This is a genomic window from Streptomyces sp. HB132 (assembly GCF_016909575.1).
Lineage (GTDB): Bacteria > Actinomycetota > Actinomycetes > Streptomycetales > Streptomycetaceae > Streptomyces.
On the sequence record NZ_JAFBGA010000002.1, the window covers coordinates 716,994 to 737,852 of the forward strand.

Below are 20,859 nucleotides of genomic sequence, written 5' to 3' on the forward strand. Positions count from 1 at the left end.
CGTAGGCTCTGAACATGCTTCGCCCCACCGGCCGCGTGCTGACCCTCCTCGAGCTGCTGCAGTCGGGCGGCACCCGGACGGTCGCCGAACTCGCCGGCCGGCTCGGTGTCGACGGGCGTACCGTCCGGCGGTACGTGGACCAGTTGATCGACCTCGACGTGCCCGTGGAGTCGGTGCGCGGCCGTTACGGCGGGTACCGGCTCGGCCCCGGACACCGCCTGCCGCCGCTCATGCTCAGCGACGACGAGGCACTGGCCGTGCTGCTGGGCCTGGTCGCGGGCCGCCGTGCGGGGTTGACGACGGCCGGGGAGACAGCGAGCGAGACGGCGTCGGCCAAGATCCGGCGGGTGCTGCCCAGGCACCTGGCCGCCCGGCTCGACGCGCTCCTGGACTCGCTCGCCTTCACGGATCGGCCCGGCGGGTTCGCCGCCCCGGACGCAGGCGTCCTGCTCACCCTCGCCGACGCGGTACGCCACCGCAGGCCGGTCTCGATGAGATACACCGGCGGGGACGGCCGGCGAACCGAGCGCACCCTGCACGCGTACGGGATCGTCGCCCATGCGGGCCGGTGGTACGTCACCGGCCCGGACACCCGGACCGGCGAGGACCGGACCTTCCGGCTCGACCGGATCACGGACGCGCGGACGCTGCCCGGGACCTTCGACGTGCCCGTGGACATCGATCCTGCCCGGCGTGTGCTGACCGGGTTCGCCACGGCCGAGTACCGGCACGAGGTGACCCTGCGGATCCACGGGACCGTCGAGCAGATCCGCGCCCGTCTTCCCGCCGCCGTCGCGGTCCTGGAGGAGATGAAGGAGTACGAGGACCCGTCGGCCGAGGACCCGGCGCCCGAGCGCTGGTGGCGCGTCCTGCTGCGGGCGGAACGCCTGGACTGGTTGCCGCCGGTGCTGGCGTCGATCGACCGGCCGTTCGTCGTCGAGGGCCCCGACGAGCTGCGTGACCTCGTCGTCGCGTTCGCCGATCGCCTCGCCGCCGACGCCCGCCGGGCCTGACGGAGAGTGGCTGATCCGGGCGCCCGGCCCTTGCCCGGGAGGGCGCCGCTTCCCCCGTGTGCCGGGCTCAGGGCCGCGGCCAGGGGCGGCCGCCGATGCGCTCGATGTCGGAGTTGAAGCGCCGCAGGTAGCCGGCGAAGGCGGAGATGTCCTCGTCGGGCCAGTCGGCCATGACGCGTTCCAGGGAACTGACCATGCCCTCGCGTTCCGTGTCGAGGGTCCGCGCGCCCTCCTCGGTGATGCGGAACTTGCGGGCCATGCCCCCGTCGGGGTCGGGGATCCGCTCCACGAAGCCCTCGCGCAGGACCGCGGCGGTCTGCCGGTTGAGGGTCGAGACGTCGAGGTCGAAGGCTTCGCTGAGCTCACCGACCGACATGGGGCCCTGGACGCGGATGCGGCTGAGCAGGACGTACGCGCTGCGTTCCAGGAGGCCGTCCTTGCGGCGCCCCTTTCTGTGGGTCAGCAGGCCGTGGCGGCTGAGCAGCATCTGCTCGTACTCGACCTCTTGCGTTGCCCTGTCCATGCGCGGGCACCTCCTGCTTCCTGCCGGGCGGGGCCGGTGTGTCGTCGTGCCGTCGTGATGGCTGTGGTGAGGGCCGTGGTGGAGCCGTTCGTGCGTGGTGACTTCATCGTAAGTTTACGAGAAAGTGCATGGACCACAAGGTGTGCATGATGCAATAGAAATGTACGATGCCAAAGCTTCCCACCGAACAGATAGCCGAGGATCCAAGACATGGACGCCCCCAAGCCCACAGCACGCGCAGGCGGCGTGATCACGACGCTGGCACTCGCCGGGACCGTCGCGGCGGTCATGCAGACGCTGGTGACGCCGCTCATCGCGGAGCTGCCGCGAATCCTGGACACCTCGTCCTCGAACGCGGCGTGGGTGGTCACCGTCACCCTCCTGGTCGCCGGAGTCTGCGTGCCGGTGACCGGCCGCCTCGGCGACCTCCTCGGCAAGCGCCGGATGCTGCTGGCGTGTGCGGTCCCGCTCGTCGTCGGCTCCGTCGTGTGTGCGCTGGCCTCCTCCGTGGTCCCGATGATCGTCGGGCGCGGCCTCCAGGGCATGGGGATGGGCATGGTGCCGCTGGGCATCGCGCTGCTGCGTGACGTGGTCCCCGCCGAGAAGCTCAGCGGCTCGATCGCCCTGGTCAGCGCCTCCATGGGCATCGGCGGCGCCCTCGGTCTGCCGATCTCCGCCGCGGTCGCCGAATACACCAGCTGGCGCGTGCTGTTCTGGGGTTCCGCCGTCCTCGCGCTGATGATCGCCGTGCTCATCCGGGCCTTCGTCCCCGACATCCCGGCCCCTGCCAAGGGGCAGCGTTTCGACGCTCCCGGCGCGATCGGGCTCGCCATCGGCCTGGTGTCGCTCCTGCTGGCGATCTCCAAGGGTGCCGACTGGGGCTGGGGTTCGGGCACCACGCTCGGCCTGTTCGCCGTCGCGGTCCTGGCCCTCGGCGCCTGGGGGTTCTACGAACTGCGTACCCGCGACCCGCTGGTCGACCTGCGCACCACCGCGCGCCCGCGCGTCCTGCTGACCAACGTCTCGTCGATCCTGGTCGGCGTGGGCATGTACTCCTTCATGCTGATCGCCCCCCAGCTGCTGCAGTTCCCCGAGGCCACGGGGTACGGGCTCGGGCAGTCGATGCTGGCCGCGGGCCTCTGGATGGCCCCCGGCGGAGTGATGATGATGATCGTCTCGCCGCTCGGCGGGAAGCTGATCAACGCGCGCGGCCCCAAGATCGCTCTTGTCCTGGGCGCGCTCGTCATCTCGCTCGGCTACGGCATCTCCCTGTTCCTCATGGGCTCCGCCTGGGGTCTGATGGTCGTCGGTATCGTCATCAACAGCGGCGTGGGCCTCGCCTACGGCGCTATGCCCGCCCTGATCATGAGCTCGGTCCCGCTCTCCGAGACCGCCGCCGCGAACGGCTTCAACACCCTGATGCGTTCGCTGGGCACCACCATCGGCTCGGCCGTCATCGGTGTGGTGCTGGCCCAGATGACCATGAACCTCGGCGGCTACTCGCTCGCCTCCGAGGACGGCTTCCGTGTCGGTCTGATGATCGGCTGCGGTGTCGCCCTCGTCGCCGCCGCCGTGGCCGCCTTCATCCCGGGCCTCGTCCGTCCCGCCGCGGACGGCGACAGGACCGGTCCCGCCACGGCCGGCAAGGTGACGGTCGAAGCCTGACCACGACCACCGGGCACGTCCCGTACGACAGCAGCAGCGCCCCGACCGGTCGGACCGGCCGGGGCGCTGCTGTGTCCGGGCGCCGGAACTTTCTCGTGCACGGGCATTGACCGTGGCTGTGGGCCGACTTACGTTCTTCGCGTTGCCCTTCGTATGTCATATATGAGACGTGATATGAGAGCCGAGCGCCGTATGCAGCCAGCCCCGAGCCCTCGCCCCTGCTGCCCCGGCCGTCGCGGGAGGCGCTGAACGGCCCGTTCGCCGAAGAACGGAAGGGGCCGCGTCACTCGGCCCCCGTCACGGGACGCGACGGGGCGGGGTGGCGATCGGACACCCAGCCCGCTCCGCCCACCCCGGCTCCGCAGGACGCCGGACTCCTGTGCCACGCCGACCCCCACGGCTTCACACGACGACGCACCCCGTTGCCCGGCGCCCGCCGGTGAGCACCCAGAGAAGAGAGCCGACCATGATCAAGCCCCGAAACAGCCGTCTCGCCGCCGCGATATCGCTGGTCTCGGCCCTGGCCCTCACCGCCACCGCCTGCGGTGACGACGGCAGCGCCGCCACCGGCGCGAAGGGCGCCGAGGGCTCCGGCACCGGGAAGATCGTTTTCTGGGACGAGAACGGCGGTGTCCGTACGGCGATCTGGAAGGAGATCATCGCCGACTTCGAGAAGGCCAACCCGGACGTCGAGGTGCAGTACGTGGGCATCGCCTCCACCGAGGCGCAGTCCAAGTACGACACGGCCATCCAGGGCGGCGGTCTGCCGGACGTCGGCGGTGTGGGTGCCGCGATGGTCGCCGGGATCACCGCCCAGGACGCGCTCGAACCGCTGGACGACCGGATCGGGTCGAGCTCGCTCAAGGGCAAGCTCAACGAGGCGATGGTCGAGAACGTGAGGAGCGCCGCCGGCCGGGACGAGACGTACACGGTGCCGATCTCCGCCACCAACGGCGTCCTCTACTACCGGACGGACCTGTTCGAGAAGGCCGGGCTGGGCGAGCCGAACACGTGGGACGAGTTCTACGCGGCCGCGGCGAAGCTGACGGACAAGAAGAAGAACCAGTTCGGCTACACCATCCGCGGCGGCCCGGGCTCCATCGCCCAGGCGCTGGACTCGATGTACGGGCAGTCGGGCATCGAGTCCTTCTGGGACGAATCCGGGACGAAGACCACGGTCAACGACCCCAAGAACGTCGCGGCGCTCGAGAAGTACGTCGGTCTGTACAAGAAGGCCACCCCGGAGGCCGACCTCAACAACGACTTCACCAAGATGGTCGCGCAGTTCGACTCCGGCGGCATCGCCATGCTCAACCACAACCTGGGTTCCTACCAGGACCATGTGAGCTCGCTCGGAGTCGAAAAGTTCCGCGGCATCCCTCAGCCCGAACTGGCGGACGGCACCCGGGTGATGGTCTCCAACCCGGTCTCCGGCCTCGGCCTGCTCAAGTCGTCCGAGAACAAGGCGGCGGCCTGGAAGTTCATCGAGTTCGCGGCCTCCCACGCCTCGAACTCCAAGTTCAGCGAGTCCGCGGGCCTGATCCCGGCCAACAAGGAGGCCGCCGAGGACCCCTGGCTCGACAAGGCCGAGACCACCAAGCTCGGTGCCGAGGCGCTGTTCTCCGGCAACACCAAGATCGTCCAGCTCCCCTACTACCTGCCGGACTGGAACACCCTGTCCAAGGCCGACAGCGAGTCGGGCTTCCAGAAGGTGCTGCTCGGAAAGATGAGCGCCGAGGACTTCCTGGACACATTCGCCGAGGACCTCGACGCGGCCCAGGCGGAGTGGAAGGAACAGCAGGGCTGACGAACCGCCGCCCCGCCCCGGGGGAGCGGCGGCGCCGCTCCACGCCTCCCGGGGCCCGGTGGCCGGGCGCGTCCCGACGGACCCCCGGCGGCCGGGCACCGCCCGCTCAGTCCAGGCCCTCTTCCCGCAGCTCGTACATCAGGAGGAACGTCCGGTAGGTCTCCGCGGACACGTCCAGGCAGATGTCCGGCCGGTTGGTCCACGTCGACGTGTTGTCGAGGGCCCGGCGGCAGGCCAGCTCCGTCTCGGCCTGGGACGGGATGTTCGAGATGAACGCGGTGATCAGCAGGACCACTGCGAGGACGACCACACCGATACGGATGCGCATGGCCTTCCAACGACCGTGCGGCCGTGCCGGTCACCCGAAGCAGGCCATCAGGGGCGGATCGCGGGCGTCCCGGTCATTCGGCGTCCTCGGTGAACGGCGGCAGGTCGGGCTCGATGAACAGGTTGGCGTACTGCGGGGTGGGACGCGGAGCCGCGGTGCCCATGTCGGCGGTGACGATCGCGGACGGGCCGTCGGTGGGCCGCTGGATCGTGCGGACAGACATGTCGGTCATCTCAGGTGTCCTGTACGTAGGTGTGTGGTGAGAGCCCCGTGACCGAGCCTCTGGATGCCGGACTGGTCCCGACCGGTACGGCTACGAGGTGCCGCCGCCGGTGTCGCGCCGTTCCGGGGGCGTCCGGATCATCGTGCGGCGCGTTGCAGAACTGTGCATGCAGACTGTAACCCTCCCGGCACGGCTTTCCCTCGGAATTGCGGGCCCGGCGTGATGGTCAGTGCGGCGGTGCGGGTTCGATGTTCTGGTTTGCGTGGAAGAGGTTGTGCGGGTCGTAGGTCCGCTTGGCCTCCGCGAGCCGGTCGTAGTGCCCCCGGTAGGTCGCCCGGACTCGGTCCTGGGACTCGTCGGTGCCGATGAAGTTCACGTATCCGCCGCCCATGGAGTGCGGGTGCAGCGCCTCCCAGTAAGTGACCGCCCACTCCCGCAGCGCCGCCGCGTTGGCAGGGTCGGGGTCGATGCCGGCGATGACCCCGGACCAGACGGCGTCGCGGTAGGCCCAGGCGGTGTCGTCGGGCCCGACCCGGGAGGCGGCGCCGTCGACCGGATACATGTGCATGGTCGACAGGCCGGTGGGCAGCTTCTCGGCGAAGGCGGCGTGCACGTCGGCGGCGTCGTCCGTGATCCGGTCGAAGAAGTCCCCGCGCCAGTACCACTGGAGTCCGGCCGGCATCAGCCCGTCGAACATGCTCTGCAGGGCCGGGTAGGGCATGGGCGTCGTGAAGTGGAAGGCGGGCGGACCCGGTTCGTCGACCACGGCGAGGGTCTCACCCAGGGATTCCGGGTCCGCGGTCGAGGACCAGATGACACCGCACATCTTCCGCCCGTGGATCTCCTCGGGGAAGGGCGGGCCGGGCGGGACGGTCAGCGAGGCGAAGAAGCCGTACAGGTCGTCCGGGGCCTGCGGCAGGAAGTCGCGGTACCAGCGCATGACGTCGTGGAAGAGTTCCAGGGGCCACAGGGTGATCCCGACCCCCACCGTGTCCACGGGATGCAGCTCGAAGTCGAACGACGTGACGATGCCGAAGTTCCCGCCGCCGCCGCGCAGCGCCCAGAACAGATCGGCGTGCTCACTCGGGTTGGTGGAGACGAAGCTGCCGTCGGCCAGGACCACGTCCGCGGAGACCAGATTGTCCACCGACAGGCCGTACTTGCGGGTGAGATAACCGTGCCCGCCACCGAGGGTGAGACCGCCGATGCCGGTCGTGGACATGATGCCCGCCGGGGTGGCGAGGCCGAACGCGTGCGTGGCGTGGTCGAAGTCCCCCAGAGTCGCCCCGCCGTCCGCCTGGGCGGTCTGCGTGGCGGGGTCGACCCGCACGCCGTTCATGGGGGACAGGTCGAGCGTGACGGCGCCGTCGGAGAGGCCGAGACCCGGACCGCTGTGCCCGCCGCCCAGGACGGCCACGTCCAGGCCGTGCTCGCGGACGAAGTCGACGGCAGCCATGACGTCCGCCGTGTCGCGGCACTTGACCACCGCGGCCGGCTTCTTGTCGATCATGCCGTTGTAGACCGTACGGGCCTGCCCGTACTCCTGGTCGTCCGGGCCGATGACCGGGCCGCGCAGAGCGGTCCTCATCGTCTCCAGCAGGGCGCCGTCCATGATCGTCTCCTAGCGCGCGTGCGCTCGGCCTCCCCTGGCACCATCGCAGCGGGTGGGCCGGCCGACACCGGCACCCCTGGGATGCCGCGCAGACGGGACCGAACACCGAAAGCCTTGTCCGTCCAGCGTCCCGCCGCTCCGGAGACCGCGCAATCGCGGAACGCGGGGGCCGCGCACCTGACCGGTCCGGGGCGCGAGGCCGAACGGGGTCACTCCTGTGGTGCGGCCGCGATGTCCTCCGCGGGGGACGTGGGCACCGGCTCCGAGGCGTTGTCGGGCGCGCCGACGAACCCGTGAGTACGACTCTGTGCCTGACAACTTCGTTGTGCGCCAACCGCGTTGGCGTATCGCGTCACTGCCGAAGGGGATGCCGTGAACGCCTGGGGGTGCGGGGTGGTGGCAAAAGTGGTCGGAGCACCGTCCTGAATGGGCTAGAGTTGCAATCACAACGACGCGGGGTGGAGCAGCTCGGTAGCTCGCTGGGCTCATAACCCAGAGGTCGCAGGTTCAAATCCTGTCCCCGCTACTGAAAGACAGAGGCCCGGATCCTTTTGAGGATCCGGGCCTCTGTCGTATGCCCGTCGCCGGGCCTGACCTCGACGTCACGTGGGGACCGGCGTTCGCTTCATGGGGTGGTCCGTCCAGGAGATCGCCGACGAGCCGGCACCGCGGGCCGCGCCCTCCGGCACCATGGAGACGCCGTTCCCCTCGCGTAGCCGCGCGGGTGTCAACGGCTGCCGCCACATGATCGCCCGGGTGCGGAACGGGTGCGGACGGGTCCGGACCACTGTGCGCAGGGCCGAAAAGGGGAGGGACCGATGGCCGAGGAAGTGTGCGACGGCTTCGACCACACGGCGCACGAGCAGGAGGTCGCCGAGCGCTGGGGCCGGGAGGCGTACGCGCGGAGCGGCCGGTGGTGGGGCGGACTGAGCGAGGCGGAGCGCGTCCGCTTCCGGGGCGTGCACGACGCCATCGCCCGGGACTACGGGCGGGCCGTGGCCGCCGGCCTGGAGGCCGGCGGCGAGGAGGCGCAGGACATCGCGCGGCGGCACTGCGCATGGCTGTCGGTGACCGTGGAGACCACCCGCGCGTATGTGACAGGCCACGGGGAGATGTACGTCGCCGATCCCCGCTTCCGCAGGAACTACGATCGCTACGGAGACGGAACCGCCGTCTTCGTACGGGATGCACTGACGATCTACGCGCAGCACCGGCTCTCCGACTGACCTCCGGAGCGCGGGGCTACGACGCGCTCCTCCCTTTGGCCGATGACGAGTCGCCGCTCGGCGCGGCTCCGGCCAGCCTGGGTGGGGCGCGGTACCGTCCGCAGCCGTGGGTGGACCGGGCAGGAGTGCACAGGTGGGGAAGCGGGACGGCGGACGGCGGAGGAGCGCTGCCGGGAACGCCCGTTCCCGGCGTTTCGTGCGTGTGCTGCCCGCTCTGATGATCTGTGCCGGTGTGGTCTTCGACCTCGTGACGCCGCCGGAGGTCACGGCTGTTCCGTTCTTCGCCGCCGCCCCGCTGATCGCCGCGCCCTTCTTCTCGCCGGCCGGGACCGTCCGCGTCGGGGTGGTCGCGGTCCTCCTCGTCCTCGCCATCCGGATCTCGGACGGCGTGCTTGCCAAGGTCGTGCCGGTCACCGACCTGCTCACCCTGGTCACCGTCGCCGCGCTCTCCCTCGTCATCAACAGCGTCGTGCGCCGCGGGAACGAGCAACTGGCCTCGGCCAGGGTCATCGCGGAGACGGCGATGCGCGCGGTGCTCCCGACCCCGGACGACCGGATCGGCGGTCTGCTGGTCGCGGCGCGGTACGAGGCGGCCCAGGCGGACGAGTTCGTCGGCGGCGACCTCTTCGCCGTCGCGGACACCCCCCACGGGGTGCGTCTGGTCGTCGGGGACGTACGGGGCAAGGGGCTGGACGCGGTGGGGGCGGTGGCGGTCGTCATCGGGGCGTTCCGGGAGGCCGCCGAGCAGGAGATGTCTCTGGAGGGAGTGGCCCAGCGGCTGGAACGTGCGCTGGCCCGTGAGGGGTCGCGCCGGGGCGGCTTCGACTCGATGGAGGGGTTCGTCACCGCTGTTCTCGCGGAGATCCCGGTCGGCTCGGACGTGCTGCGGGTCGTCAACCGAGGTCACCCCGAGCCGCTCGTGCTGCATGCGGACGGGGCGCTGGAGGTACTGGCGCCGACGGTGCCCGCCTTGCCGCTCGGGATGGGACTGGGCGCCCGGCCGGACCGCTCGGACGAGTGGACGCTGCCGGCCGGGGCGATGTTCCTGGCGTTCACCGACGGGCTCTCCGAGGCGCGGGACGCGAAGGGCGTCTTCTACGACCCGGCGGCCCGGCTGAGCGGCCGGCTCTTCCCGGGGCCCGAGGAACTGCTGTCCGCGCTGACCGACGACGTACGGCTGCACACAGGGGGCCGGTCGACGGACGACCTGGCGCTGCTCGCGATCGGCCGTCCCGCGCGGGGGCAGCAGGAGCGGCGGACGACAGTGAAGATCGTGCGACGGGACAGTGAATGACCCGTCGCGACCGTCGGTAGTCGAAGGACCCCGCTCCGCATAACATTTGACGTACCGTCAGAAACTGATGGCTGGCCAAGGGCTGCTCAAGTCGCCCGTTTGCGCCCGATTGAACCCTTAAAGTCCAGGCCAGGGCCATGAACGATCTGTCGGAACGGCTTGGATTCGGAGCCGGGTGTCTATTAACGTTCGATAACGCAGCGCGGTTGTACCTGTCGTCGCAAGAGACGGCACCGTGCGCAGCGCCGAATTCCGCAAGGGAACCGGGGAACCACCTACATGGGGTGAATCGGACACCTGTGTCTCGCGAGAGGCGAAGGGGTCCGTAGGAGACCTTCCTGCTCCGAACCCGTCAGCTAACCCGGTAGGCGAGAAGGAAGGAAAGGAGAGCGCCCACGTGGCGTCGAATCAGCCTGCCCCCGAGGCACCGTCATCCTTCAGGACCGACAGCTTCGGTGATGAGGGCAGGACTTGGGAGGAATGGAACCCCACCGAGGAGTCCATCCGCCCCGTACGCGGCCGGCACCGCGTAGCCAAGCAGCGCGGCCTCGCCCGTAGCTCCACCGTCCTCGGCGTCGGCGTCATCGCGGCCGTCGGCGCGGGTGGTATGGCCACCGCGCAGAGCAAGCCGCCGGTCTCCATCTCTCTCCCCGATTCCATCGCGGACAATCTTCCCGATGCCAAGTCCCTTCCCGGCGTGGGCGCGTTCATGTCCGGCGACTCCGGCTCGGACCACGAGACGGTCGCCGCGTCCTCCCCGCTCACCACCGCCGGGATCACCGCCGCCGAGGCGGAGCAGGGCAGCACCGACGCCGGCGAGGCGCTGCGCGCCCGCATCCTCCAGCAGGCCGAGCAGCAGCAGGCCGGAGCCGAGGCCGAGGCCAGGGCCGCGCAGGAGAAGGCGGCTGTCGAAGCGGCCGCGTCCCAGGCGGCCAAGAAGCAGAGCCAGGCCGAAGCCGATGCCGCCGCGGAGAAGAAGGCGGCGGAAGAGGCGGCGAAGAAGAAGGCCGAGGCCGAGCGTCTCGCCAAGCTCGCCGCCAGCTACGCCGTCCCGACCTCCTCCTACTACATCAGCTCGTCCTTCGGCCAGGCCGGTCCGATGTGGTCCTCCGGCCACCACACCGGGCTGGACTTCGCGGCGCCGACCGGCACCCCGGTCAAGGCCGTCCACAGCGGCACGGTGAAGTCGGCCGGCTACTCCGGGTCGTACGGCTACCGCACGGTCCTGGAACTCGACGACGGCACCGAGGTCTGGTACTGCCACCAGTCCTCGATGGACGTGAGCGCCGGTCAGAAGGTGACCACCGGCCAGACCATCGGCCGCGTCGGCGCGACCGGCAACGTGACCGGTGCGCACCTGCACCTGGAGATCCACACCGCGGACGGCACGGGCATCGACCCCATGAGCTGGCTCCGCGGCAAGGGCCTCACCATCTGAGGCCCCGGGTCTTCCGTCCGCACCGGAGAGGTACGGGCGGAAGACCCCGCTGCCGGTATTCGGCGCACCCGAACCCCGGCGGCCCTGACGCACGACCCCCCGACGCCAGGGCCGCCGGTCCGTCCGGGGCCGCGCACTCCCCGGCCCCCCCCCCCCCGCGGTGCCGGGCCCCGGGGTGGTCGGCACGAAACCGGAATAGTCGCCTCAGTGGACGGGTTGTCCCTGGGTATGACATCTCTGCGCCCGCTCGGTTCCTCGAGCCTTCAGGTCTTCCCCCTCGCTCTCGGCGGCAACGTCTTCGGCTGGACGGCCGACGAGGACCGGACCTTCGCCGTCCTCGACGCGTACGTGGCGGCCGGCGGCAACTTCGTCGACACCGCCGACTCCTACTCCGCCTGGATCCCGGGCAACGAGGGCGGTGAGTCGGAGACCCTCATCGGTAAGTGGCTGGCGGCCCGCTCCCGCCGCGACGACGTCGTCATCGCCACCAAGGTCGGCGCCCACCCCGCGTACAAGGGGCTCTCGCCCACCACGATCAAGGAAGCGGCCGAGGCGTCGCTGCGCCGGCTCGGTACCGACCACATCGACCTCTACTACACGCACTTCGACGACGAGAGCGTCCCCGTCGAGGAGATCGTGACCGCGCTGGACCAGCTGGTGAAGGCCGGCACCGTGCGGGAGGTCGCCGCCTCCAACATCAGCCCCGAGCGGCTCCAGGCATCTCTGGACTTCTCCGAGCGCGAGGGTCTGGCCCGCTACGTCGCACTGCAGCCGCACTACAACCTCGTCTCGCGGGACACCTACGAGGGAGCGCTCCAGGACACGGCGGCCGGTGCCGGTCTCGCCGCCGTCCCGTACTTCGCCCTCGCCTCCGGCTTCCTCACCGGCAAGTACCGTCCGGGGACCCCGGTCGAGAGCGCGCGGGCCGAGGGCGCGGGCAAGCACCTGGAAACCGAGCGCGGCCGCGACGTGCTCACGGCGCTCGACAGGATCGCCCAGGAGCACGACGCCGAGATCGCCACGGTCGCCCTGGCCTGGCTGGCCTCCCGTCCGACCGTGACCGCCCCGATCGCCTCCGCGCGTACGGTCGAACAGCTCCCCGCACTGGTCGCGGTGGCCGACCTCCGCCTGACCGAGCAGGAGCTGGCCGAGCTGACCGAGGCGTCGGCCTGACCGGGGCGTCCGCCTGACCGGGCAGGAGACGGCTCGCCTGACCGGGGGCGTCCGTCTGACGTGCTCTACGCGGACGGTGTCCGGTGCCCGCCGTCCTCCATGTACGGGTTGTGGCCGCCGTAGTGCCGGTGCGGGGCGGGGAGATGCTGCTGAGGCGGGCCGCCGTGGGAGAACTGACGGGGGAACGGGGGCGGCGCGGGTGGCCGGGGGGCGCGCAGCCGGCCCGTCGCGTGGGCCGCGTACGTCAGGGCCGGGCCCGCGACGTCCCGGCGCTGCCAGAGGTGGTGCAGCAACTCCTGCTCGCGCAGGGCGAAGTCCGGGCCCGCACCGTCGTGCCGGGCCCTCCGGCGCAGCATGGCCAGGGACGTCGCGAACGACTCGTACTCCGCGACGGCCCGCGCCGCGGCCCGGCCCCGGGCGCGCTCCGGGTGACTGTTCCAGTGCCTGGCCATGTCGCGGGCCATGCCCCGCGCACGCATCGAGGCCAGCGCGAGAGGCTCGGCGGGTGTGAGCCAGCCGGCCGCCGCGTACACCGGGAGCTCCGTGGAGAGCGTGCGCAGTTCCCGCTGGCGCGACCAGATCGCCAGCCAGGTCACCAGCCCGAAGCACGGCACCATGAACGCGCCGTACACCGCGTAGAAGCCGTACGGCCCGAAGGACGACGAGCCGTTCCACAGGGCGTGCATGCCCATGGCGAGGACGAGCCCGAGCAGCGGCAGGACGACCCGGCGGATCCGGTGACGGGACCCGCCCAGCGCCGCGATGCCGAAGCCGATGCCGGAGAGCACCGTGAACAGGGGGTGCGCGAACGGCGACATCACCACGCGCACGAAGAACGTCCCCGCCGTCACGGAGGCGAGGCCCGTGGTCCCGAGATGCTGGTCCTCGCCGAAGGCATTGCCCAGGTAGAGGATGTTCTCGGTGAACGCGAAGCCCGTCGCGGTGAAGCCCGCGACCACGATGCCGTCGACCATTCCGCCGAACTGCCGTCTGCGGAAGAGGAAGATCAGCAGGACCGCGACGGCCTTCGCGCTCTCCTCGACGACCGGGGCGACGAGGGTGGCCCCGAGGGTGTCGGCGCTCGCCGGATCCGCGGTGGCCGTGGCTATCCAGCGGGTCGCGAAGGAGTTGGCGAGGATCGCCACGAGCGCGGCCGCGCACGCACCCCAGGAGAAGGCGAAGAGCAGATTGCGCCAGGGGCCCGGCTCGACGCGGTCGAGCCAGCGGAACGCCGCCATCAGCAGCGGCACGGGCAGGACGGCCAGCCCCAGCCCCACCAGGAAGCCCTCGGTGCCCGTCTGCTGTCGCACCAGGGCCAGGATCACCAGACCGCAGAGTGCGAGCACCGTGATCACCGCACCGGCGCGGAACGCCTTGCTGCGCCAGACCATGCCGACGCGGCGGGGCCGGTAACGCCACTGACCCCGCTCCGGTACGGCGCCCAGGAACTCGTCGAGCCGTTGCTCCTCGAGAACCGGTACGGCCGGCTGCTGGTGCTGTACGGACCCCTCGGACATTCGACGACCCTAACGAGGACCACCGACACCTGGCCACGTCACGGCGCGCGGGAGGCCGGGTGTTGGCTGATCAGCGACGGGTGAACAGCACGTCGTGCACGACATGTCCCTTGTCCAGGCCCTGGCCCTCGAAGCGGGTCAGGGGCCGGAAGGCGGGCCGGGGTGCGTAGCCGCCGTCCGCCCGGGTGTTCTCGAACAGGGGGTGTGCCGTCAGGACGTCCAGCATCTGCTCCGCGTACGGCTCCCAGTCCGTCGCGCAGTGGACGACCGCGCCCGGCTTCAACCGCCGCGCCACCAGGTCGAGGAACTCCGGCTGGATCAGCCGCCGCTTGTGATGCCGCTTCTTGGGCCACGGGTCGGGGAAGAAGACCCGGAGTCCGTCCAGCGCGTCCGGCTCCAGCATCTCGCGGAGCAGGATGATCGCGTCACCGTTGGCGACACGGACGTTGGACAGCCCCGCCCGCTCCGCGAGACCCAGCAGATTGCCCTGGCCGGGGGTGTGCACGTCGACGGCCAGGATTCCGGTGACCGGGTCGTCGGCCGCCATCTGCGCGGTCGCCTCGCCCATACCGAAGCCGATCTCCAGGACCACCGGGAGGCCGTCGAACAGTGTGGGGAGATCGAGGACGCTGCGGCCGTCGATGTCCAGGCCCCACGTGGGCCACAGGCGCTGGAGGGCGTCCTCCTGCCCGGTGGTCACCCGGCTGCGGCGCGGCTGGAAGCTGCGGATCCGTCGCTCGTGGTGCGAGCCCGCCGGGTCGGCCGCCGGACCGCCGGGGAAGCGGGGCTCCTGGCGCAGTCTCCGCTGGCGCTCGAACGACGCTGCACGCCTCGCCTCCGCGTCCGCGTCCCCGTCCGGGGCCGTCTCCGGGGCGGTGGCGGGCGCGGTCTCCGGCGGGACGCCGGGCGTCTCGGGGGCGGGGCCGGGCGTCTCTGGGGTGGGGTTCACAGGTTCAGACACAATGACCCGATTCTACGGCGGGAGGCGTCCACCCCGTCGCGCGAGCCCGCAGCAGAGCCCGTCGCGCCACCTCCCTCCCGATGGGCAGTGACGCGGTGGCCGCGGGGGACGGGGCGTTCAGCACGTGCACGGTGTGCGGGGCGTCCCTGATCAGGAAGTCGTCCACCAGCGTGCCGTCCCGAAGGACCGCCTGTGCCCTGACCCCGGCCGGGGAGGGCCGCAGATCGTCCTCCGTCACCTCTGGCAGCAGCCGCTGGACGGCCCGGGTGAACGCGCTCTTCGACAGTGATCTGTGCACCTCGCCGGCCCCGTACCGCCAGTGCCGCCGGGCGATCCGCCAGGAACCGGGCCAGGCCAGGGTGGCGGCCAGCTCGCGCGGGCGGACGACCGCCCGGCCGTAGCCCTCGCGGGCCAGTGCCGGCACGGCGTTCGGGCCGACGTGCACCGTGCCGTCGACGCCCCGGGTCAGATGTACCCCGAGGAAGGGGAACGCCGGATCGGGCACCGGATAGACGAGCCCGCGCACCAGCTCGGGCCTGGCCAGCTCGTAGTACTCCCCGCGGAACGGCACGATGCGCGCCCCCGGGTCGTCACCCGCGAGCAGCGCCACCCGGTCGCTGTGCAGGCCCGCGCAGTTGACCAGTACGCGGGCTCTGACCACCTGGCCGTCGGACGTGCGCACCGCGACGCCCCAGGGGCGCCGGTCGACGGCGACGACCTCCGCGCCGTAGCGGATCTGTCCGCCCGAGGCGCTCACCTCGGCGGCGAACCGTACGGTCACCGCGGTGAAGTCGCACACCCCCGTCGTCCCGACCCGGATCGCCGCAACGCCACGCACCCGCGGTTCGTACTCCGAGATCTGTGCGGGTCCGAGCTCCCGCACCGGCAGGCCGTGGGCCCGGCCCCGCTGCACCAGGGCGTGCAGCCGGGGCAGCTCGTCCTGGCCGGTGGCGACGATCAGCTTGCCCGTCACCGCGTGGGCGATCCCGTGCTCCGCGCAGAAGTCCACCAGCTCGGCCGCGCCCCGCACCGCGTAGCGCGCCTTGAGCGAGCCGGGCGGGTAGTAGATGCCGCTGTGGATCACCCCGCTGTTGCGCCCGGTCTGGTGCCGCGCCGGGCCCCACTCCTTCTCCAGCACCGTGACCCGGGTGCCCGGTGCGGCGCGCGTCACCGCGTACGCGGTCGACAGACCGACGATCCCGCCACCGATCACCAGCACATCGCAGTCGTACGCCGCGTGCGTCGTCATCACGCCACCTCCCACCCCGATAGTGCACTGACCCACTGACAACGGGCTCAAACCAGGGTCGGCGTGTGCGTGGCGAGATGTTTCGCCCCCGGACCGCTCGAAACCGGGACGTACCGGTGACCCCGGCGCCTGCCGGTGGTCCCCGGGCCCGTCCTCAGGATCAGGCGGGGGCGACCAGGAGCGGCCTGGCGCGTTCCCGTAGCTCGGCCACGCGGGGCTCGTCCCCGTACGGCTCCAGGCGGTGCAGCAGGTCGCGTACGTACTCGGTGGTGCGCGCCGAGGAGATGCGGCCCGCCACCTCGACCGCCCGCGTCCCCGCCGCGCAGGCCGCGTCGAGGTTGCCGGACTCCAGTTCGGCGACCGCGGAGACGACGAGCCGCAGTCCGTGGGAGCGGACGAACTCGTCGGTGGGCCTCGACAGGGCCTGCTCGGTGAAGCGCCGCACCTGGCGGGGCGCCTTGAGGTCGCGGTAGCACTCGGCGGCGTCGGCGGCGAACCTGTCGTAGGAGTAGAAGCCGAGCCACGCCGGGTCCGAGTCACCGGCCCGGGAGCGCTCCAGCCAGCTCTCGGCGGCCCGGAGCGCGGCCCCCGCGGCCGGTGCGTCGCCGGCCTTGGCATGGGCGCGCGCCTCCACGAGCCGGAAGAAGCTCATGGTCCGCGCGGTGGCGAGCCCGCGGTTGCGTTCGACCGCGGCCTGCGCGAGGTCCACGCCCTCGTCGGCGAAGCCGCGGTAGGTCGCCTGCAGGGACATCGACGCCAGGACGTAACCGCCCAGCGGAACGTCCGCGGCGGCCCGGGCCAGGCGCAGCGCCTGGATGTAGTAGCGCTGGGCTGCCTCCTGCTGGCCGGTGTCGAAGGCCATCCACCCGGCGAGCCTGGTCAGCTCAGCGGACGCGCCGAAGAGAGCCCGTCCCACCTCGTCGCTGTACGAACCCAGGAGGAGTGGAGCGGCGTCGACCCGTAAGCACTCCGGGACCATGGAGGAACGCCAGTCGCCGCCGCCGTACTTGGAGTCCCAGCGGCGCGCGTCCTGGGCGGCCTCGCGCAGTTTGGTCACGTCGCTGTGGCCGACGCGCAGCAGCGGCCCGTCGAGCGCGGCGGAGCCCGCGGTGTCCGGGCCCGGCTGGACCGGCACCCCGGCCTGTGCCGCGGCGTGAGCCCCGGGTGCGCCCTCGGGGGCGAGGATCGCGGCGTGGGCCGCCGTCGGGTCCCGCGCGACCGACGGATCGGCGGGAGTTATGAGCCAGCGGGACGCGGGGGTCGCATAGGCGCTCACCGCGAAGGAACCCGCCAGCGACTGCCAGATCCCGCCGCCGCCCCGGCGGCCCGCCAGATCCAGCCGGTACAGATCCGTCGCCGACCGCACCGCCTCCGCCACGTCGCGGGGGAACGCCAGACCGACCTCGGGCGCCGGATCGGCGTCGGCGAGCCCGATCTCGTGCAGCGGGACGGGACGGCCGAGTTTGGCCCCTATCGCCGCCGCGATGAGATGCGGCGCCGCGCCCTGCGGCACCATGCCCTTCGCGACCCAGCGGGCCACCGACGTCTTGTCGTAACGAAGGGTCAGACCGCGCTGCGCCCCGAGGTCGTTGACCCGCCGGGCCAGCCCGGCGTTGCTGATTCCCGCGAGGGCGAGAACCGTGCCGAGCTTCTCGTTCGGCCCGCGTTGTTCCCTGGACATGCGTCACCCCTCGACACACAGACGGCCGCCGCGTCACCGTCAGGCGCGCGGCATTCGTACCGTGTTCTCCCCAGGTCCGGTCCCGGGCACTCCGGCCGCACACGCATTTGGCCAGGCCCCGTGGAATATGCCGCTCTGCTGAGAACATCGGTAAACCCAGCGTAGTTCGCCGCATCCCCACCGTTAAGGGGCAGACCTCCGTATGGCGGGAATGTTGTCCGTGCGGCGCGGAGCGTGGGAGCCGTGCTCCTGACGTGTGGCCGTGCGCCCGGCCGTGCGCTCTGGCCCGACCGGTGCGGCAAACGCTTCGATGGGCCCTGCGTGGGTCGGCCCGCCGAACTGGACTCGGTGGGCTGGGGGAGACCGCCGCCCCAATCCCCGCGGGCGGCGAACCGGTCCGGGAGGTGACGAACACCTCCCGGACCGTGCGCCGCACGGGCGGGGATCGGAGACGGCGACGTGTGGTCCGGCGCACCGGGGGGATGCGCCGGCCCGCACGTTGCCGCACTCCGGCGGGTCCGGTCGGGGCCCACGTCGTCCTGCCGGGGTCCTGCCCACCGCTTCTTGCAGGGGTGCGCGGGGGCTGTGCCGCTGAGTTGCCGTGGACGAAACGCGCGGTTCCGCAGCGAGCGGAGAATGGCTGAATAGCGCCGGTCGGACGGGGTGTTGCGCAGCCGCCCGGCTATGGCCTGATTGCGCCTGTTCCGTGGCCCGGCCGGTCCGGGGGCCGCCGGCGGCGCCGGCTGCCACAACTCCCGGATGATCCAATTCCGTTGTGAGGGCACCCCGGAGCCGTGGCCAGGCTTTTGCCAGGGGCGCATGCGCATCCGTTGTGCGCCGCCCGTACCCCCTCCCGGGCGCCGTTGTCGTGGCAGCATGTCCCGCAACGGCGTTCCCGTGTCCTGGTACGCCGGTTCGTCCACAGCCTGTGGAGGCGGCGATGCGTTGGTTGGTGGGGTGGAGCAGTATCGCCGCGAGCTTCGGCACCGTGGGCGCCGTCGGCCACCAGAGCGAGGGGCGAACCGTCCACCCGGTGGGATCCCAACTCCTGTGGGGGGACCCGGATCCGCTGTGGGCCGTGGGCGACTGGCGCCCCGACGAGATCCGCGTCGTCACGGTCGCTACCCCGGTGGGAGCGCCGGTCACCCGCCTCGCGGTCCTCGGCTGCTGCGGGGCCACCGACGAACAGCTCCGCGTCGGACTGCTGGCCGCCCGAGGCGGTGCGCTGCGCCATCTCACCGCCTGGTCCGGCAGTTACACGGCCGTCGTCCAGATCGGCCGCCGCATCACCGTCGCCGGAGACCTCGCCGGAGCGCGGCCCGTCTTCCACACGCCCTGGGCCAACGGCACCGCCTACGCCACCGCCGCCCTCCCGCTCGCCGACCTCATCGAGGCGCAGCTGGACATCGGCCATCTCGCCGCGCTGCTGGCCTGCCCCGAGACCCCGGAGGCGCTGGGCGACGGCACACCGTACGCCGGGGTGAAGCGGATCCCGCCCGGCCACGCGCTGATCCTCCGGGAGGGATCGCGCGAGATCACCGGGTACGAGGCGGTGGCCTCCCTCGCTGTGGCAGCGGCGCAGACCGACCCGGTGAGCGCCGTCGAAGGCGTACGGGACGCGCTCGTCGAGGCCGTACGCGCACGGCTCACAGCTCCGCGCCACGCCCCCGAGACCCTGCCCCCCGACCCCGGACCCGTCCCGGGCATGGGGCCCGCCGAACGCCGCGCGGCCCGTGGGGCGCCCGTCCCCGGCATCGGGTCGGACCTCTCCGGTGGCAGTGCCTCCGCCACCCTCGCGCTGCTGGCCGCCGGACTGCCCGGGCTGCCGGGTACCGTGCTGGGCCATGGCACGGGGGCGGGCGAACGCCTCCTGGCCGTCACCTTCAACGACCTCTCCGTACAGAGCCGTACGGCGCACGGGCTCTCGGCGCAGGACCGCGAGGACGAGCTGGAGCGTGCCCGTGTGATCGCGGCCGATCCCCGCCTGCACCACGTGGTCGTGGCGGCGGGCGATGAGGCCCTCCCGTACGCCTCACTGGAGAGCGGCCCGCTCACGGACGAACCCGCCCCCTCCCTCGTCGTCGCCGAACGCCACCGCCGCCGGCTGGCCGCGGGCAGCGCGGACCACTTCGTCGGACACGGCGCCCGCCAGGTCCTGGACGCGCACCCCGCACGGCTGGCCGACCTCCTCATGGACCGGCGCAGACGCCACCTCCTGCGGCCCGTCGCCGCGCTCGCCAGGGCCGAAGGGCCCTCCACGCACTCCCTGTTCGTCCCGCTGGCCGTCTACCGGGCCGCCCGCAGACTGGCCCGCACGTCGTACCGCACCGGGCTCGAGACGGCGGCGTCCCTGCTGCCCGAGGCCAATCGTGACGCCCCCGGCCTCGACACCCCGGCCGACGCCTCGCTCGCCTCCCTCGCCTGGTCACGACCCGGTCCGGCCGCCCGCTGGCTCACGGGGGAGGCACTCGCGGAAGTATCGGTTCGTCTCCAGGAGGCGGCGATCCGGCCCGCATCGGTCCAGCGCCCGGGGGAGGCCAGGGCCCGCGCCGCGCTGGCCCGGCACGCTGCCGACCAGCGGATCCTGGAACAGGCCTCCGAGATCCGCAGCCAGCGGCTGCACGCCCCCTACCTCGACAACCAGGTCGTGCGCGCCGCCCGCGCCCTCCCGGAATCGCTCCGGGTCCAGCCGGGCGCCCGCGCCGCGATCCTGCGCAGGGTCCTCGCCGGCGCCGGCATCCACGACCTGCCGCCCGGCTGGGGCACCCCGTCCCAGGCCACCTCGACCGCGGCCGGACGGATCGGACTGCGTACCGCCCTTCCCGACCTGATCGCCCTCTTCGACGCCCCGCTGCTCGCCGACGCGGGCCTGATCGAGGCCCGCGTCGTGCGCAAGGCGCTGCGTGCGGCGTCCGAGGGCGAACCCCTCCCGCTGGACGGCCTCGCCGAGCTCGCGTCCACGGAACTGTGGCTCCGCCGTCTGGTCACCCGCCGAGGCACCTGCTGGACCGGCACGGCGGCCCCACGGCAGCGCGCGGTGGCCGGAGGCGTCGTCCCGGCCCGCCGAACCCTGCAGGCATAGGGGCCCGCGGCGGCGCGTGCTGTCCGCGTGCGGTCGTGCGCCTCAGGTTGGCCCCGGCCTCCTCGCC

15 protein-coding genes, 1 tRNA gene, 1 pseudogene and 1 riboswitch are annotated in these 20,859 nt (G+C 72.0%); of the genes and pseudogenes, 9 read left to right on the forward strand and 8 right to left on the reverse strand.

The genetic code is table 11. The features are described from left to right. Nucleotides 1-14: 14 nt before the first annotated feature. Nucleotides 15-1,013, forward strand: a complete 999-nt coding sequence (locus tag JOC24_RS07545) for a helix-turn-helix transcriptional regulator (RefSeq protein ID WP_205019293.1) — start codon at nt 15-17, stop codon at nt 1,011-1,013. A 67-nt stretch (nt 1,014-1,080) separates the two neighbouring features. Here JOC24_RS07545 and JOC24_RS07550 read toward each other — a convergent pair whose 3' ends face one another. Further along, on the reverse strand, nt 1,081-1,536 hold the full coding sequence (locus JOC24_RS07550) for a MarR family winged helix-turn-helix transcriptional regulator (protein WP_205019294.1): 456 nt from the start codon (nt 1,534-1,536) through the stop codon (nt 1,081-1,083). Between the two features lie 210 nt (nt 1,537-1,746). Here JOC24_RS07550 and JOC24_RS07555 point away from each other — a divergent pair, with 210 nt between their 5' ends. Together JOC24_RS07555 and JOC24_RS07560 are read left to right on the forward strand one after the other, a co-directional pair. Beyond that, complete coding sequence (locus JOC24_RS07555; RefSeq protein ID WP_205019295.1) at nt 1,747-3,201, forward strand: MFS transporter; 1,455 nt, start codon at nt 1,747-1,749, stop codon at nt 3,199-3,201. A 466-nt stretch (nt 3,202-3,667) separates the two neighbouring features. Next, entirely contained in the window at nt 3,668-5,008 is a 1,341-nt protein-coding gene (locus JOC24_RS07560) for an ABC transporter substrate-binding protein (protein WP_205019296.1), read from the forward strand. A 106-nt stretch (nt 5,009-5,114) separates the two neighbouring features. On the opposite strand, the gene JOC24_RS07565 is transcribed toward JOC24_RS07560, so the two are convergent. The 3 genes from JOC24_RS07565 to JOC24_RS07575 form a co-directional block, all read right to left on the reverse strand. Then, nucleotides 5,115-5,336, reverse strand: coding sequence for a hypothetical protein (locus JOC24_RS07565; RefSeq protein WP_205019297.1), 222 nt, complete (start codon nt 5,334-5,336; stop codon nt 5,115-5,117). Nucleotides 5,337-5,409: 73 nt separating this feature from the next. Continuing rightward, complete coding sequence (locus tag JOC24_RS07570) at nt 5,410-5,568, reverse strand: hypothetical protein (protein ID WP_205019298.1); 159 nt, start codon at nt 5,566-5,568, stop codon at nt 5,410-5,412. A 217-nt stretch (nt 5,569-5,785) separates the two neighbouring features. After that, nucleotides 5,786-7,171 (reverse strand): FAD-binding oxidoreductase, encoded by a 1,386-nt coding sequence (locus JOC24_RS07575; protein WP_205019299.1) that lies wholly within the window; start codon nt 7,169-7,171, stop codon nt 5,786-5,788. A 452-nt stretch (nt 7,172-7,623) separates the two neighbouring features. Here JOC24_RS07575 and JOC24_RS07580 point away from each other — a divergent pair. From JOC24_RS07580 to JOC24_RS07600, 5 genes and pseudogenes are all read left to right on the forward strand, one after another. Beyond that, nucleotides 7,624-7,697, forward strand: a tRNA-Met gene (locus tag JOC24_RS07580). Between the two features lie 101 nt (nt 7,698-7,798). Further along, nucleotides 7,799-8,397: pseudogene (locus tag JOC24_RS07585) on the forward strand (TipAS antibiotic-recognition domain-containing protein). A gap of 133 nt (nt 8,398-8,530) precedes the next feature. After that, nucleotides 8,531-9,691 carry a PP2C family protein-serine/threonine phosphatase gene (locus JOC24_RS07590; RefSeq protein WP_307792649.1) on the forward strand — a complete coding sequence of 387 codons (1,161 nt, stop codon included), beginning with the start codon at nt 8,531-8,533 and terminating at the stop codon, nt 9,689-9,691. 233 nt (nt 9,692-9,924) lie between these two features. Then, nucleotides 9,925-10,077, forward strand: a riboswitch (cyclic di-AMP (ydaO/yuaA leader). An 11-nt stretch (nt 10,078-10,088) separates the two neighbouring features. Beyond that, the gene (locus JOC24_RS07595; RefSeq protein WP_205019300.1) at nt 10,089-11,129 is read left to right on the forward strand and encodes a M23 family metallopeptidase; all 1,041 of its coding nucleotides are present in this window, start codon (nt 10,089-10,091) and stop codon (nt 11,127-11,129) included. Between the two features lie 228 nt (nt 11,130-11,357). Continuing rightward, nucleotides 11,358-12,302: an aldo/keto reductase gene (locus JOC24_RS07600; RefSeq protein ID WP_205019364.1), complete on the forward strand. Its 945-nt coding sequence runs from the start codon at nt 11,358-11,360 to the stop codon at nt 12,300-12,302. Between the two features lie 65 nt (nt 12,303-12,367). On the opposite strand, the gene JOC24_RS07605 is transcribed toward JOC24_RS07600, so the two are convergent. The 4 genes from JOC24_RS07605 to JOC24_RS07620 form a co-directional block, all read right to left on the reverse strand. Continuing rightward, nucleotides 12,368-13,819 (reverse strand): PrsW family intramembrane metalloprotease, encoded by a 1,452-nt coding sequence (locus JOC24_RS07605; RefSeq protein ID WP_205019301.1) that lies wholly within the window; start codon nt 13,817-13,819, stop codon nt 12,368-12,370. 70 nt (nt 13,820-13,889) lie between these two features. Next, a complete protein-coding gene (gene trmB, locus JOC24_RS07610) occupies nt 13,890-14,780 on the reverse strand; it encodes a tRNA (guanosine(46)-N7)-methyltransferase TrmB (protein ID WP_205019302.1) in 891 nt (296 codons plus the stop codon). Then, the gene (gene lhgO / locus JOC24_RS07615; protein ID WP_205019303.1) at nt 14,773-16,029 is read right to left on the reverse strand and encodes an L-2-hydroxyglutarate oxidase; all 1,257 of its coding nucleotides are present in this window, start codon (nt 16,027-16,029) and stop codon (nt 14,773-14,775) included. Before lhgO ends, trmB begins: the two co-directional genes overlap by 8 nt. 160 nt (nt 16,030-16,189) lie before the next feature. Continuing rightward, nucleotides 16,190-17,710 (reverse strand): sporulation protein, encoded by a 1,521-nt coding sequence (locus JOC24_RS07620; RefSeq protein WP_205019304.1) that lies wholly within the window; start codon nt 17,708-17,710, stop codon nt 16,190-16,192. Nucleotides 17,711-18,650: 940 nt separating this feature from the next. Here JOC24_RS07620 and JOC24_RS07625 point away from each other — a divergent pair. After that, complete coding sequence (locus JOC24_RS07625; RefSeq protein ID WP_205019305.1) at nt 18,651-20,792, forward strand: asparagine synthase-related protein; 2,142 nt, start codon at nt 18,651-18,653, stop codon at nt 20,790-20,792. Nucleotides 20,793-20,859 lie beyond the last annotated feature (67 nt).

Excerpts from the sequence above, each read along its gene's own strand:
- JOC24_RS07545 (WP_205019293.1), top strand. The coding sequence starts at position 15 with ATGCTTCGCCCCACCGGCCGCGTGCTGACCCTCCTCGAGCTGCTGCAG.
- JOC24_RS07550 (WP_205019294.1), bottom strand. The coding sequence starts at position 1,536 with ATGGACAGGGCAACGCAAGAGGTCGAGTACGAGCAGATGCTGCTCAGC.
- JOC24_RS07555 (WP_205019295.1), top strand. The coding sequence starts at position 1,747 with ATGGACGCCCCCAAGCCCACAGCACGCGCAGGCGGCGTGATCACGACG.
- JOC24_RS07560 (WP_205019296.1), top strand. The coding sequence starts at position 3,668 with ATGATCAAGCCCCGAAACAGCCGTCTCGCCGCCGCGATATCGCTGGTC.
- JOC24_RS07565 (WP_205019297.1), bottom strand. The coding sequence starts at position 5,336 with ATGCGCATCCGTATCGGTGTGGTCGTCCTCGCAGTGGTCCTGCTGATC.
- JOC24_RS07570 (WP_205019298.1), bottom strand. The coding sequence starts at position 5,568 with ATGACCGACATGTCTGTCCGCACGATCCAGCGGCCCACCGACGGCCCG.
- JOC24_RS07575 (WP_205019299.1), bottom strand. The coding sequence starts at position 7,171 with ATGGACGGCGCCCTGCTGGAGACGATGAGGACCGCTCTGCGCGGCCCG.
- JOC24_RS07600 (WP_205019364.1), top strand. The coding sequence starts at position 11,358 with ATGACATCTCTGCGCCCGCTCGGTTCCTCGAGCCTTCAGGTCTTCCCC.
- JOC24_RS07605 (WP_205019301.1), bottom strand. The coding sequence starts at position 13,819 with ATGTCCGAGGGGTCCGTACAGCACCAGCAGCCGGCCGTACCGGTTCTC.
- lhgO (WP_205019303.1), bottom strand. The coding sequence starts at position 16,029 with ATGACGACGCACGCGGCGTACGACTGCGATGTGCTGGTGATCGGTGGC.
- JOC24_RS07620 (WP_205019304.1), bottom strand. The coding sequence starts at position 17,710 with ATGTCCAGGGAACAACGCGGGCCGAACGAGAAGCTCGGCACGGTTCTC.
- JOC24_RS07625 (WP_205019305.1), top strand. The coding sequence starts at position 18,651 with ATGCGTTGGTTGGTGGGGTGGAGCAGTATCGCCGCGAGCTTCGGCACC.